Origin of the sequence: Alteromonas sp. Cnat2-8, assembly GCF_022348355.1 — a bacterium.
Classification (GTDB): domain Bacteria; phylum Pseudomonadota; class Gammaproteobacteria; order Enterobacterales; family Alteromonadaceae; genus Alteromonas; species Alteromonas macleodii.
Genome location: NZ_JAKREX010000002.1, coordinates 686,235 through 699,467, shown reverse-complemented (window position 1 = coordinate 699,467; position 13,233 = coordinate 686,235). Strand labels below are relative to the sequence as shown.

Genomic DNA, 13,233 nt, shown 5'->3' with positions numbered 1-13,233 from the left:
CTTAAATCGCCAATTTCTCTACGCGTCGACCGCCCCATACTGCGTTAACAATAACGCGCGTTACTAGGATTGCGGTAAACATCGAGGTTGCTATACCAATCATCAGTGTAATCGAGAAGCCTTTAATTGGGCCTGTGCCCACGGCAAACAGGATTAAGCCTGCAATGAAGGTGGTAATGTTAGCATCTAGAATGGTAGAAAAAGCACTATCGTAACCCTGATGAATGGCATGCTGTGGGCTGCGGCCGTCACGTATCTCTTCTCGTATACGCTCAAAGATAAGAACGTTTGCATCTACCGCCATACCAACGGTCAGTACAATACCTGCCATACCCGGTAGCGTAAGCGTTGCACCAGGGATCATCGACATAATGCCCACAATCATAACCAGGTTTGTAATCAGAGCGATGTTCGCTACTACACCAAACGCTTTGTAGTAAATCAACATGAAAACAAGTACCGCTGCCAGACCATACATAATAGCCTGCATGCCCAGCTCAATGTTTTCTTTACCCAAGCTTGGTCCAACCGTACGCTCTTCAACAATTTGAATTGGCGCAATCAATGCACCTGCGCGAAGTAGTAACGCTAAGTCACGGGCTTCCTTCGGTGAATCAAGACCTGTGATTTGGAACTTGCTACCCAGTTGCGCACGAATAGTCGCAACCGAGATCACTTGCTCGTGTTTCTCAAACACTAGCTTGCCGTCTTTGTTACGTTCGCCAGTCGACTTGTATTCGATAAACACCGTAGCCATTGGTTTACCAATGTTCCCACGGGTTGAGCGAGACATCTTATTACCGCCTTCAGAATCAAGCGAGATGTTTACGTTCGGAAGTCCGTACTCATCAACACCGCTATTCGCATCAATAATATGGCTACCGGTAAGCATAATACGCTTTTCAAGAAGCTGAGGAATGCCTTGCTGATCTTCAATCACTTGAGAGCCAGGAGGAACGCGGCCGTTCAATGCATCACGGATATCGTTCTTCTGATCTACCATGCGAAATTCTAGTGTTGCTGTGGCATTAAGAATCTCTTTCGCACGGGCGGTGTCTTGAATACCTGGAAGCTGCACAACAATGCGATCAGCACCTTGCTTTTGTACAAGCGGCTCAGCCACACCAAGTTGGTTTACACGGTTGCGAATAATGGTAATGTTTTGCTTAACCGCGTTGTCGCGAATTTCCTGAAGCTTGCTTTCAGCAAAAATAGCGCGAAGTGTTAAGTCGTCCACCTGGTTAAAGGTAAGGTCGCGACTTTGGTTGCGCAAAAAGAACTCAGCCTTGTCTAGCGCATCTTCATCACGGAACGTAATGTCGATATGATCGTCAACCTGTTTTACACCGCGATAACGAATGCCCTCTTCACGCAGTGAAGTACGGAAACCACCCTCTGCGTCTTCTAGCGACTTAGCAATCACTTCGGTCATATCCACTTCCATCAAGAAGTGAACACCACCGCGAAGGTCAAGACCTAGCTTCATTGGCGCGCCACCTAGGCCTTCAAGCCATTCTGGCGTGTCAGGGGCAAGGTTCATAGCCACGTAGTAGTCATCACCAAGCGCCTTTTCAAGCGTTTCGCGCGTTACAAGCTGGGTGTCAGAATCCGAAACGCGAACTAATATTTGTTCGTTCTCAAACTCAACACGTTTTGGAGAGATATTCTTTTCACTTAGCGCGGCTTTTACTTGTTCCACAGTGGCGTCAGTTACCACAGCGTCACGGCCTGCTGAGATTTGTACGGCGTGATCTTCACCGTAAATGTTAGGAAGCGCATAAAGTGCACACATTGCAACCACAATGAGTGCACTCAGTACTTTCCAAATAGAGTTTTTGTTTAGCACTGGATAATCCTTTCGTGCCAGTACCGGGAAGCGTCCCGGCCCCGGCTTTTGTTACTTACAGTGACTTCATCGTGCCTTTAGGCAGCACAGCAGTTACTGAAGACTTCTGAACAACGATGTTGTTTGAATCGTTAAGTGCAACTTCAATGAAGTCTTTTTCTTCTGACACTTTAGTGATTTTTCCAACCAAACCACCTTGTGTTAACACTTCATCGCCTTTGCTTAGTGACGATACTAGGTTTTTATGCTCTTTTACACGCTTAGCCTGTGGACGGTAAAGCAAGAAGTAAAAGATTAAACCAAATACAGCTAGCATGATGATCATTTCCATGCCGCCACCTTGCGGCGCACCAGCAGACTGTGCGTAAGCGTTAGAGATAAATAGGCTCATAAAATTCCCCAAATATTATCGTTGTTATAGTGCCGGAACCGGCAACCCTTTTTGTTCATAAAATTCTTGTACAAACTCATCAAGCGTACCTGCGTCAATCGCATCGCGAAGACCCTGCATCACGCGCTGATAGTAGCGAAGGTTATGGATGGTGTTTAAGCGCGCACCCAAGATTTCGTTACACTTGTCCAAATGATGTAGATAAGAGCGAGAATAGTTTTTACAAGTGTAGCAATCACAATTCTCATCTAATGGCGAGGTGTCGTTTCTGTGTTTCGCATTGCGAATCTTCACTACGCCTTCAGTCACAAACAGGTGACCGTTTCGGGCGTTACGCGTGGGCATTACACAGTCAAACATATCGATACCGCGACGCACAGACTCTACCAAATCTTCAGGTTTACCCACGCCCATTAAATAGCGAGGTTTATCTTCCGGAATTTTAGGCGCGGTATGATCGATAATGCGGATCATATCTTCTTTCGGCTCACCTACTGAAAGACCACCAATGGCGTAACCGTCGAAGCCAATAGCTTCAAGGCCAGCAAGTGAAACGTCGCGCAGACCTTCGTACATACCGCCTTGAATGATACCAAACAGTGCCGCTGGGTTATCGCCATGGGCTTCTTTACTACGTTTGGCCCAGCGTAGCGACATTTCCATTGAAACGCGCGCTTCTTGTTCAGTAGCTGGGTACGGCGTGCACTCATCAAAAATCATCACGATGTCAGAGCCCAAATCGCGCTGAACTTCCATCGATTTTTCAGGCGTAAGTAAGATCTTTTCGCCGTTTATCGGAGAGCGGAATGTTACACCTTCTTCGGTAATTTTACGCAAATCACCCAAGCTAAACACTTGGAAGCCGCCCGAATCCGTAAGGATTGGCTTGTCCCAATTCATGAAGTCGTGCAGGTCGCCATGCTGGCGAATAATGCCCGTACCAGGACGAAGCATCAGGTGAAACGTGTTTCCAAGACAGATGTGTGCACCGCTGTCTTTTAATTCTTCAGGGGTCATTCCCTTAACGGTACCGTATGTACCTACGGGCATGAACGCTGGTGTTTCAACAACACCGCGTTCAAACACCAAACGACCGCGTCGTGCTCGGCCTTCGGTTTTTAACAACTCAAATTGCATGTGAAAGCATTCCCACTTTGGTGCGCTTTTGCGCTGGGTATAAAAATAAATTGGCGGCGATTATACCAGTAATTCGGCTGAGATCATGCCCCGTATCTATGTTTATCTGTAACTAAGCTAGAAAGGCCTGCAAAACACCGATTTAAACGCCTAATGTCCTCGGGCGAATGTGCTTAGGCGCGTTCAATAAACATAGAATCACCGTAGCTAAAGAATCGATATTCTTTCTCTATCGCTTCTTGATACGCCTTCATGACATTCTCTTTGCCAGCAAATGCGCTAATTAACATCATTAGCGTGGACTCTGGAAGGTGAAAATTGGTGAACATTGCGTCTACCACTTTAAACTCAAAACCGGGGTAGATAAAAATCTCAGTATCTTCGTTAAATGGCGCAATAACTTCCTCGTCACCGCGCTCTGCACTTGCCTTTGCCGCTGACTCCAAAGAGCGTACAGAGGTTGTACCCACTGCAATAACGCGTTTACCGTTGGCCTTTGTGGTTAGAACAGCGTCAACAACGTCTTGTGGTACTTCGGCGAACTCTGCGTGCATTTTGTGCTCTTGAATATTATCAACGCGCACAGGCTGGAATGTACCCGCGCCAACGTGCAAAGTTACAAAGGCCAAATTCACGCCTTTTTCTTTTAACGCAGCCAGTATTGCATCGTCAAAGTGTAGCCCTGCAGTAGGCGCCGCAACCGCGCCCGGCTTTTGATTGTAAACGGTTTGATAGCGCTCTTTGTCTGAACTTTCATCGGGACGGTCGATGTAAGGAGGTAGCGGCATGTGGCCATGGGCTTCCAGCAGCGTTAATACGGTCTCATAGTGGTCAAACTGTAAAATAAATAGCGCATCGTCTCGCCCTGTCACCGTAACATTCACTTTTTCTTCAAGAATCAGCTTAGATCCAGGCTTAGGCGCCTTGCTCGCGCGAACATGCGCTAACGCTGTATTGTCTGATGTGATGCGCTCGATCAGCACCTCAACCTGACCACCCGTTTCCTTTTTGCCCAGTAAACGTGCAGGAATAACTCGCGTATTGTTGAACACCAAGAGGTCACCCGGCTCTACAAATTTCAGCATGTCAGCGAACATCGTGTGCGCTACATTGCCAGTCTTCCCATCTAAATGTAACAAGCGACTCGCTGTACGTTGCTGAGTTGGGTATTTGGCGATAAGTTTTTCGGGTAGCTCGAAGCTAAAATCTGATAGTTTCATAAATACGACTAAATTACGGCATAAAAGTTAGACAAAAGTAGAATATTAAGTGCTATTTAAGTTGCAACTAAAGGCTAATAAAAATAGATCTACAGATTAAGCCAAAGTCAAAATAAAAACAAAAAATGTTAATTATCAACAAATTAAAAGTTAACGTATATTATAAAATAACTTTATATTGAACAATATACGTACAATTCAATTTATTAAATAGCACTTAACTCCTTAAACGGTTAAGATACCTGCAGATAGTGATGATGTTCTCCCATAAACATTCCTTATCATTCGTACCCAGCACTTGCTGGGTATTTTTTTATCTGCTTATTTTCCCTGCCTACCTTCACTCATCGCAACGTTATTGCGAAGCTTCGATTCCTCTGCGCGACAGGTTAGTTGAATATCGATATCTTATAAACGGCGGTATTTTACGCTGTTTATTGCTGAAGATCAGTTAAGATTTCCTCTAAAAGCGCCGCATCTAATGGACGCGCCTTCAACACGTACAAAATCTGCAGAAGTAAATCGGCGCCCATAATACCTTTATTTACTTTATTTCTAAGGTTATCTGCGCTTTGCTCCACGCCAATCTCTTCCAGCCTTTGGCTTAACGCTTGATATTTTACGCCGCGCACAGACATCTCAGATTTCACGACTCTTGCTACCGTTTGCCGCCACGCATTTTTAGCACCTTGCGTATTTCCAGTGTTCACACAGCCTCCCAAAACCACACAAATGTGATATATATTTTACAAAAACACACTTTTTTACACTTATAGCATGCATTTAATGTTGACGATTATGGCACAACAGGTCTACACTGCAAGTCTAGATATTGGCGAAGATGAAAATAGTCGTTACAGTAACTTCGGTGGTTAATACAGCAAAGTATCTGTTTTTAATAAAGTGCAGTTGTATAACACACCACTTACACGACATTCATTTTCACAACTATCGCTTCAATAATTAAAGGAGAAAGGTATGAGCTGGGAACTGGAAAGCATCGAAGCCTTATTTAAAGAGCATGATGACTTTGTGGTAACACGTGAGGAAAACTGCTTACTTATTGCTAATCAAGACGGCATAGACGCCTGGCTTGCTATCAGCGGAGAGCAGATCTTAGTAGAGAGTCTTTTGTTTACAGCGTCGGAAGTAAAAGATAAGCCAGCGCTAGATCATGAAATATTGTCTACTCATATGGTGTTCCCTTTGACCACGGTGGGCATTTCAAACATTGGTGGTGAAGAGTACTACACTGCCTTTGGTGCGCTAAGTGCCCAGTCAAAAGCCGAAAGTATCGTTATTGAAGTGGAAACCCTGTTTCAGAATGTTGCATCTTTCTTAGATGCCTACGAAACACACCTTAACTAAAATTTACTTCTAAGGAGAAGCGAATGTCAGTGTGGAAAAAATTAGTAACTGCAGTAAAAGGTGGTGCAACCGAAGCTGCTCAATCTGTCGTAGACAGTCAGGCTATTCGAATTCTGGAACAAGAAATTAGAGAAGCCAAAGAAGAATTGCGTAAGTCAGACCATGCACGTACCCAAATCTTGGCAAAGTGTAAACTTTCTCAGCAAAAAGTGGATAGCTTCAATTCGTCAATTGCGGAATACGAAGCTCACGCGCGCAAGGCCATCGATAGCGACCGCCAACTCGCGTTAGACTGTGCGCAAAAGGTGTCTGAACTTAAAGAAGAACGAGACCAAGAACAAACATATCTTGATCAGTTCCAGCAGTCAGAAAAGCAGCTGGCACAAAATATCCAACAGGCGAAAGCGAATTTACGTCGCTTAGAGCAGCAAGTGGATATGGTAAAAGCCACTGAAAGCGTTCAGAAGGCGCAAGTAGCGGTTTCTTCACGCCACATGGGTGCGAATAGCAAAATGAAAACGGCGACAGAGTCACTGTCACGTATTCAAGATAAGCAAAAGATGCGCAATGCTGAGCTACAAGCTGCAGAAGAGTTAGCAAACAATGAGTCGAGCAGCGATCTAGAAAAACGCTTAGCCGAAGCGGGTATCAAAGGGGGTAAAACCTCGGCCGATGACGAGCTAGCGCGAATTCTAGGCAAGTAAGTGAGAAAAATGGGAGCTACGCGCTCCCATTTTTAGTTCTTGTTACAATAATTTCCTGCGTAAATTACCGTTAAGTAAAGCGCTAACCTAGACAAATCAAGTACTTCAAGGCAGAGTAAGGGCACGCATAACAAGGGCTGTTTCTTTTATGTCTCCATGGATAAAACTGCGAAAAATCATGCTGCAATATTTTGCAGAATCACGCTGGTACACTATTGTCGGTGCCACCGCCTTTTACGCAGTAACAAGCTATTGGCTACTTTACGCTGCAGACGAGCACGATTTAATTACCAACGCCGACTTTATTTACTGGCTGGCGGTCACCGCCTCTACAGTGGGCTATGGTGATTTATCTCCCGTCACGCCAGCGGGAAAACTGGTTGTAGCGCTTTACGTCATACCGCTTGGTTTGAGTATCTTCGCCATGGTAATTGGCCGGATTGCAGCTTGGGTTTCATTAACGTGGAAGAAAGGATTGTTGGGTATGAATAGCTTGATGCTAGATGAACATATCTTAGTAATTGGGTGGAATGAGCAGCGTACTATGCTGCTGCTTGATTTAATACTTCAAGAACGCGATGCCATGCCAGAGCGCCCCGATATTGTGCTGTGCGTGAAGGCCGATATCACTAATCCCATGCCTGGCGTGATTGAGTTCGTGAAGGTAGATTCGTTTAACAAAGACGAAGATATGGATCGCGCTTGCGTGTCCACCGCCCGAACTATTCTTATCGATAACCCACAAGACGATGTCACCATGACTACCGCGCTGTATTGTACTAAGCGTAACCCTGATGCACATCAGGTGGCCTATTTTGATGATGATAGCCTAGTCAGCTTACTTCAGGATCACTGCCCTAAAGTGGAGTGTACACCGAGCGTGGCAATAGAAATGTTAGTTAAAGCCGCTTTTGATCCTGGTTCAAGTATGCTTCATCACGACTTGCTGAGTATTGAAGAGGGCCAAGCGCAATTTTCAGTAAAAATCCCAGAAAGTAGCCACGCCATTTCTGTTGCTAAGTTATTTATTAATTTGAAACGTAAACACGATGCCATCTTTATTGGTTATGCGCCAAATGGCCTTGTGAAAGAAATGGTGGTAAACCCACCGTTGGACGTTACGTTAAACCCGGGCGACACTTTGTTTTACATTGCTGAGCGCCGCATTAACGCAATTAACTGGTCTTCTCTAGACGCTGATTAAGAGGCGTAAACATGTTTAGTAAATTATTTAAAAAATCAGAACCTAAAAAACCTAAGTCGCCAGAAATAATGGGGCTTTATTTAGGTGGCTCTTTCGAGTTAGATAACTTGAAACTTTCGCTATTAGAACCGGAGCTCACTATTGAAGGTGCAGCCCGTTCTCAATTAATTCAAGCGGTAGGTGAAGCGCCCTTAGATACAGGTGGCACTTTGCTTCGCTTTTACACCGACGACGATGGATTTTTACAGGTGGTCACCGACGGCGGCTTGTCTGAGAATCACATTACCGATGTTAAGCTGTGGCACTTTTATGAAACGAAAACCATTGGTAATACTGCTCAGTGGAACGAATGCTTGAAAAACGTTATCAGCCAGCCCACCTATGAGCTTGACGGCAAGGTCTATACCCGCGTGTGGGGGGCAGTGGGCGATGAGTCACCGCCTGTTGCCGTCACTGAAACTACCTATGAAGAAGATGGTGATGTGAGTACCACTGATCAGTTCATGATGCTGTACGAACGCCCAATCAGTAACGATAGAGTTGAAACCCTGCTTGTTGTGGGTGAAGAAAAGCAAGTAGGTAATAATTTAGATAGATGTTTGGTGATTTCAACGGGGTTTGATGTTGAACCTGCAGATATCACTATAAACGGTTAATAAAAAGGGAATAACTATGGATACGATCATGCAATCTTTGGCTGGCCTGGATAACTTTGCGCTTTACTTCGGCTTGTCGATTGTTTTTTTGTTTATCTTCAAATTGGTGTATGCATTGGTCACACCTCACGATGAATGGAAGCTGGTAAAAGAAGAGAAAAACGTTGCCGCTGCCATCGGTTTTGGTGGTGCTATAATCGGTTTTGCTATCGCCCTTGGCAGCGCAGCTTCAAACTCGGTTGCTGTAGTAGATTTTGCTATTTGGGCGCTGGTTGCTGTGATTGCACAATCCCTAGCGTTTGCCATTTTGCGTTTCAGCTTTATGCCGAAAATCGCTGAGCGTATAAACAATAACGAAGTTTCTGCGGGTGTTATGCTTGCCAGCATGTCTATTGCCGTAGGCTTACTCAATGCCGCTTGCATGACCTATTAAGGGGGCAGCGATGACTGATAAACGAAACACTCAGCTTGATGTTGTTGATAGCGTGCAAGGTGAGAAGCCCGCATTAAAACGCACCAAACATATTGACCTTGGTCGCATGCGCAAAGGTTTTAGCGTGAAGCCTTTAGCATTGGGTGTGGCCAGTGTTATTTTAAGTGGTTGTGGCGGCGAAAAAGAAGACGCCACCATTTACACCTCGCTAGAAGACTGTAAACAGGATTTTCCTGATGCAGTAGAGCGTTGTGAAGCTGCCTACCAGACAGCGGTCGACGAGGCCATGCGCACCAGTCCGCGCTTTAGCTCTGAGTACGACTGCGAACATGAATTTGGCCCTAACCAGTGCCAATATGTGAATAATAGTAGCGGCAGCTTTTTCATGCCGTTCATGGCAGGCTACATGGTGAGCTCTCTGCTATCGCCAAATCGCTATTACTCACAGCCCTTATATACTTCCTATTCATATAATTCACCGTTTCGTTCACGCTGGATAACGGCAGACGGCTATGTGTTCGACGGTGACATTCGCAAAAGAAAATATCGCGTAAACAAAGACGTTTATAAGCCTAAGCCTACCGTGAACCGCACAATGAAACGAGGCGGGTTTGGTAGCAGCGTTCGTGCAAAATCGTCTTGGGGTAGCAGCAGCCGTAAAGGCGGCTGGGGCGGATAACTATGTTTAGAATGCCTTGCCAGCCTCGCAAGGGCTGGCAGCAGTTGGCTAACGAGTTTGGTTTTCATTTCCACACCATGTATGGCGAGCCGTATTGGGATGAAAGTGCCTACTACCAATTCACGCTAGCGCAAATTGAAAACGACATTGAAGACCCCACAGCCGAACTACATCAAATGTGCTTGGCAGTGACAGAAGATGTGGTTAATAGTGAGGAATTACTTACTCGTTTTCGAATTCCAGAGCAACATTGGGACTTAGTAAGAAACAGCTGGCAGGAAAGAGCCCCCAGTTTGTATTCACGCCTTGACCTTGTCTACAGCGGCAAAGGGCCAGCTAAGCTGCTAGAAAACAATGCAGATACGCCCACCAGCTTGTATGAATCTGGCTTTTGGCAGTGGCTGTGGCTTTCACAAAATGTGGATGCCGGCAAACTCGCCCTGCACGCTGATCAGTTCAATAGCTTGCAAGAAAAACTAGTTCATCGCTTTCGCGAAATAGCATTGCACTACAACATTAATCAACTGCACATGGCGTGTTGTAAAGATACCGTGGAAGACCGCGGAACAGTGCAGTACCTACAAGACTGCGCTACAGAGGCCGGGCTTTTAGCTGACTTCGTATTTATTGAAGACATTGGGTTAGCGGACACGGGCGTTTTTACCGATCTTCAAGACGCGCCAATTACAGACTGCTTCAAGCTTTATCCTTGGGAGTTTATGCTGCGCGAAGAGTTTGGCGATGTGTTAGAAGATGCCCAAGTTAATTGGATAGAGCCCCCATGGAAATCGATAATTTCCAATAAAGCCTTGCTTCCTCAGCTTTGGAAGAAATTTGAAGGCCACCCTAACCTGCTTCCCGCTTATTTTTCAGATGAAATAAACACAAACACACTATCAGGAAAGTGGATTAAAAAGCCTCTGTTTTCTAGGGAGGGCGCGAATGTTTCTATCATTGAAGGTGGAATTGAGAATAGGCTTAGCGATGGTCCTTACGGCGAAGAAGGCTATATTGTTCAAGCATTTGAACCTTTACCCGTTTTTGAAGGTAACCATACACTCATAGGTAGTTGGTTGGTAGATGACATGCCAGCAGGTATTTCAGTAAGAGAAGATGCATCTGCTATTACCCAAGATCTCTCTCGCTACCTTCCTCATATTATTTTGTAATCTACTTTAGGGGCGTTCGATGAAGCCGCTTTCTTTCCAAATTCGCATTCTACTGACGCTAGGTGCATTGTTAATCGTAATAGAAGTAGCAAACTTACTTACCGGTAATGCACTTAATCAGTTTGGTGTAGTGCCTCGTACACTTTCAACCTTGCCATATATATTCACAGCCCCTTTCCTTCACGGTACACCCACGCATTTGATGGCTAACTTGGTGCCTCTTTTGCTGTTCATGTGGCTTACTATGCAGTGGGGAAAACGCACGTTTCTTATCGCTACGCTAAGCGCACTGCTTATAGGTGGTTTGGGCGTGTGGCTGTTCGGTAGAAGCGCTACGCATATTGGCGCGAGCGGCATGGTATATGGCTACTTCGGCTTCCTCGTGCTAGCAGGGTTTAGAAGTAACAAAGTGCGGTATTTGCTTATTTCACTAGTAGTTGCAGCGCTATACGGAGGAATGCTGGTTGGTGTGCTTCCCACATCCAAATTTATTTCCTTTGAATATCATCTGTTTGGCTTTATTGGCGGCTTATTTGCCGCATGGCACTGGGCACGCTAATTAGTTTACGTATAATTAGCCTCAAGATAAGACGTTGTAATTAGATATGTCAGCAGTACAAGAACCTACACAAAAAAACCAAGGCTTTTTCGGCAACCTCGCGTTTAACATTGTTATTCCTGTGGTGCTAATGAGCTATGCAAGTTCGGAAGATTACCTAGGCCCTGCGTGGAGCATTGTGGCGGCACTCAGCTTTCCTATTGGTTATGGCCTATGGGATTTAAAAGAGTCGGGAAAGGTCAACGGCTTTTCCATTTTAGGCATTATCAGCGTACTACTTACCGGCGGGTTTAGCTTACTTAAACTGCCCGCCGAGTATATTGCGATAAAAGAAGCCGCTATCCCAGGCATTATCGGTATTGCTGTACTGGTAACCCAATACTCCAATAAACCCTTGGTCAAAATGCTTATTTTGAACGACCAAATCATAAACTGGCCACACCTAAACCAAGTTCTTGATGCGAAAGGCAAGCAACCAGAATTTAAAAAGAAAGTTGCGGTGAGTTCTTATATTGTAGCAAGTTCGTTTTTCCTCTCTTCTGCACTAAATTATATCTTGGCAAAAATGATATTGGTCAGTGAGCCGGGCACTACGGCATACACTGAAGAGCTTGGCCGAATGACTGCGCTTAGCTATCCAGTCATTGTGATCCCGAGCATGATTTTGCTTATTGCAGCGCTCTGGTATTTATTCGCTCAAATCAAAAAAATTACTGGCGAAGAACTCGATAACTTTATTAATCAGTAAAAAGACAATCGATAAGGGGCTTAACGCCCCTTTAACATGCCCTTCCCTACGACTGAAGCTATTACATATTTTGTAATTTAGGCTACTAAAGCAATTTCCTGAAACGCAGAAGAATACTAGCCATCAAATTCCCACACCGCTTTTAACCAAAAAGCGTGAGTATTACGTATACTCTCAAATATAAAAATAACCCATTCTATTAGAACATGTTGGCGCTAATTTAAAGCGCGCATTGCGCCTCTAGCATTACGCCATAAGCGCTGAATATTGCCTATTGCATGCATTCTCGCTCCTTCATGTTCACACTAAGACGGTTCAATACAAAACGGCGAATTATGCTGACAATAAAAGACTTAAAGAAATCTTTTTCAAAGACAGGGGCTCCGCTCATCAACAACCTTAACCTTACCGTAAAGACAGGTGAATCGGTGAGTATTCAGGGGGCTTCTGGCTGCGGTAAATCTACCTTGCTGTCGCTTATTGCTGGATTTGAGACGCCCGACGGAGGAGATATTTCGGTAAATAGATTGTCGATTGCTGGCAATAGCAAACTCGATAATACATTTAAAGCGAAGGATATTGATAGTTTTCGCAAACAGCATTTAGGTATTGTGTTTCAAAGCTTCAATCTATTCGACTGCTTTAATGCGTGGGACAACATTGCCTTTACTGCAAGGCTAAAAGGTAATGTAGATAAGGACTACCAATTAGCGTTAATGGAGCAGCTAGGGATATTACCCCTAGCGCAAAAGCCGCTAAGTCAGTTATCTGGCGGTGAACAGCAGCGCTGTGCCATTGCTAGAGCACTTGTACATCGCCCCTCGCTTATCTTGGCCGACGAACCCACCGGCAATTTAGACGAAACCACTAGCGAAACCGTGTCTGACTTACTCTTTAAAACTTGTAAAGAGGCCAATACTTCTCTTGTTGTGGTAACTCATAGCCAAGACGTCGCAGTAAAAGCAGACGCCGCTTTGCGACTACATAAAGGGGTATTAGAGAGTGTGATATATAAAACTAAAGCACATACCTTATCTTCACCAGTAGCTGCAAGCTAATTGCAGGTGAAAAACGTTAGCGATATGCGCCCTGTGAAAAAGACACCGAAAACAGCAAGTA

At 44.9% G+C, this 13,233-nt stretch carries 15 protein-coding genes; 10 read left to right on the top strand and 5 right to left on the bottom strand.

Translation table 11 applies throughout. The annotated features are described in order from the left end of the window. Window position 1: 1 nt before the first annotated feature. From secD to MHN00_RS07135, 5 genes are all read right to left on the bottom strand, one after another. On the bottom strand, window positions 2-1,846 hold the full coding sequence (gene secD / locus MHN00_RS07155) for a protein translocase subunit SecD (RefSeq protein ID WP_014950187.1): 1,845 nt from the start codon (window positions 1,844-1,846) through the stop codon (window positions 2-4). A gap of 55 nt (window positions 1,847-1,901) precedes the next feature. Beyond that, window positions 1,902-2,237 carry a preprotein translocase subunit YajC gene (gene yajC, locus MHN00_RS07150; protein ID WP_014999069.1) on the bottom strand — a complete coding sequence of 112 codons (336 nt, stop codon included), beginning with the start codon at window positions 2,235-2,237 and terminating at the stop codon, window positions 1,902-1,904. 24 nt (window positions 2,238-2,261) lie between these two features. Further along, window positions 2,262-3,374 (bottom strand): tRNA guanosine(34) transglycosylase Tgt, encoded by a 1,113-nt coding sequence (gene tgt / locus MHN00_RS07145; protein ID WP_014950189.1) that lies wholly within the window; start codon window positions 3,372-3,374, stop codon window positions 2,262-2,264. Between the two features lie 173 nt (window positions 3,375-3,547). After that, window positions 3,548-4,594, bottom strand: coding sequence for a tRNA preQ1(34) S-adenosylmethionine ribosyltransferase-isomerase QueA (gene queA / locus MHN00_RS07140; protein WP_239300780.1), 1,047 nt, complete (start codon window positions 4,592-4,594; stop codon window positions 3,548-3,550). A gap of 434 nt (window positions 4,595-5,028) precedes the next feature. Beyond that, window positions 5,029-5,304 (bottom strand): DUF6471 domain-containing protein, encoded by a 276-nt coding sequence (locus MHN00_RS07135; protein ID WP_014950191.1) that lies wholly within the window; start codon window positions 5,302-5,304, stop codon window positions 5,029-5,031. 268 nt (window positions 5,305-5,572) lie between these two features. Between MHN00_RS07135 and MHN00_RS07130 the strand changes: the two genes are divergently transcribed. The 10 genes from MHN00_RS07130 to MHN00_RS07085 all read left to right on the top strand — a co-directional run bounded on the left by MHN00_RS07130 (window position 5,573) and on the right by MHN00_RS07085 (window position 13,172). Beyond that, a complete protein-coding gene (locus MHN00_RS07130) occupies window positions 5,573-5,962 on the top strand; it encodes a DUF2170 family protein (RefSeq protein ID WP_039228385.1) in 390 nt (129 codons plus the stop codon). A 23-nt stretch (window positions 5,963-5,985) separates the two neighbouring features. Beyond that, the gene (locus MHN00_RS07125) at window positions 5,986-6,666 is read left to right on the top strand and encodes a PspA/IM30 family protein (RefSeq protein ID WP_014950193.1); all 681 of its coding nucleotides are present in this window, start codon (window positions 5,986-5,988) and stop codon (window positions 6,664-6,666) included. A 148-nt stretch (window positions 6,667-6,814) separates the two neighbouring features. Continuing rightward, the gene (locus tag MHN00_RS07120; protein WP_170826512.1) at window positions 6,815-7,870 is read left to right on the top strand and encodes a potassium channel family protein; all 1,056 of its coding nucleotides are present in this window, start codon (window positions 6,815-6,817) and stop codon (window positions 7,868-7,870) included. A gap of 11 nt (window positions 7,871-7,881) precedes the next feature. Next, on the top strand, window positions 7,882-8,526 hold the full coding sequence (locus MHN00_RS07115; RefSeq protein WP_014979843.1) for a YjfK family protein: 645 nt from the start codon (window positions 7,882-7,884) through the stop codon (window positions 8,524-8,526). A gap of 16 nt (window positions 8,527-8,542) precedes the next feature. Next, the gene (locus MHN00_RS07110; protein WP_014950196.1) at window positions 8,543-8,959 is read left to right on the top strand and encodes a DUF350 domain-containing protein; all 417 of its coding nucleotides are present in this window, start codon (window positions 8,543-8,545) and stop codon (window positions 8,957-8,959) included. Between the two features lie 10 nt (window positions 8,960-8,969). Beyond that, window positions 8,970-9,638 carry a DUF1190 family protein gene (locus MHN00_RS07105; RefSeq protein ID WP_014977050.1) on the top strand — a complete coding sequence of 223 codons (669 nt, stop codon included), beginning with the start codon at window positions 8,970-8,972 and terminating at the stop codon, window positions 9,636-9,638. 2 nt (window positions 9,639-9,640) lie between these two features. Beyond that, window positions 9,641-10,807 (top strand): glutathionylspermidine synthase family protein, encoded by a 1,167-nt coding sequence (locus MHN00_RS07100; RefSeq protein ID WP_168463599.1) that lies wholly within the window; start codon window positions 9,641-9,643, stop codon window positions 10,805-10,807. A 19-nt stretch (window positions 10,808-10,826) separates the two neighbouring features. Continuing rightward, a complete protein-coding gene (locus tag MHN00_RS07095) occupies window positions 10,827-11,366 on the top strand; it encodes a rhomboid family intramembrane serine protease (protein WP_239300779.1) in 540 nt (179 codons plus the stop codon). A gap of 46 nt (window positions 11,367-11,412) precedes the next feature. Beyond that, window positions 11,413-12,114, top strand: coding sequence for a VC0807 family protein (locus tag MHN00_RS07090; protein WP_039218203.1), 702 nt, complete (start codon window positions 11,413-11,415; stop codon window positions 12,112-12,114). Window positions 12,115-12,449: 335 nt separating this feature from the next. Further along, complete coding sequence (locus MHN00_RS07085; protein ID WP_239300778.1) at window positions 12,450-13,172, top strand: ABC transporter ATP-binding protein; 723 nt, start codon at window positions 12,450-12,452, stop codon at window positions 13,170-13,172. Window positions 13,173-13,233 lie beyond the last annotated feature (61 nt).

Coding starts and splice junctions, on each gene's coding strand:
- tgt (WP_014950189.1), bottom strand. CDS start 3,374: ATGCAATTTGAGTTGTTAAAAACCGAAGGCCGAGCACGACGCGGTCGT.
- MHN00_RS07110 (WP_014950196.1), top strand. CDS start 8,543: ATGGATACGATCATGCAATCTTTGGCTGGCCTGGATAACTTTGCGCTT.
- MHN00_RS07090 (WP_039218203.1), top strand. CDS start 11,413: ATGTCAGCAGTACAAGAACCTACACAAAAAAACCAAGGCTTTTTCGGC.
- MHN00_RS07100 (WP_168463599.1), top strand. CDS start 9,641: ATGTTTAGAATGCCTTGCCAGCCTCGCAAGGGCTGGCAGCAGTTGGCT.
- MHN00_RS07130 (WP_039228385.1), top strand. CDS start 5,573: ATGAGCTGGGAACTGGAAAGCATCGAAGCCTTATTTAAAGAGCATGAT.
- MHN00_RS07115 (WP_014979843.1), top strand. CDS start 7,882: ATGTTTAGTAAATTATTTAAAAAATCAGAACCTAAAAAACCTAAGTCG.
- yajC (WP_014999069.1), bottom strand. CDS start 2,237: ATGAGCCTATTTATCTCTAACGCTTACGCACAGTCTGCTGGTGCGCCG.
- MHN00_RS07095 (WP_239300779.1), top strand. CDS start 10,827: ATGAAGCCGCTTTCTTTCCAAATTCGCATTCTACTGACGCTAGGTGCA.
- MHN00_RS07125 (WP_014950193.1), top strand. CDS start 5,986: ATGTCAGTGTGGAAAAAATTAGTAACTGCAGTAAAAGGTGGTGCAACC.
- MHN00_RS07085 (WP_239300778.1), top strand. CDS start 12,450: ATGCTGACAATAAAAGACTTAAAGAAATCTTTTTCAAAGACAGGGGCT.
- MHN00_RS07105 (WP_014977050.1), top strand. CDS start 8,970: ATGACTGATAAACGAAACACTCAGCTTGATGTTGTTGATAGCGTGCAA.
- MHN00_RS07120 (WP_170826512.1), top strand. CDS start 6,815: ATGTCTCCATGGATAAAACTGCGAAAAATCATGCTGCAATATTTTGCA.
- queA (WP_239300780.1), bottom strand. CDS start 4,594: ATGAAACTATCAGATTTTAGCTTCGAGCTACCCGAAAAACTTATCGCC.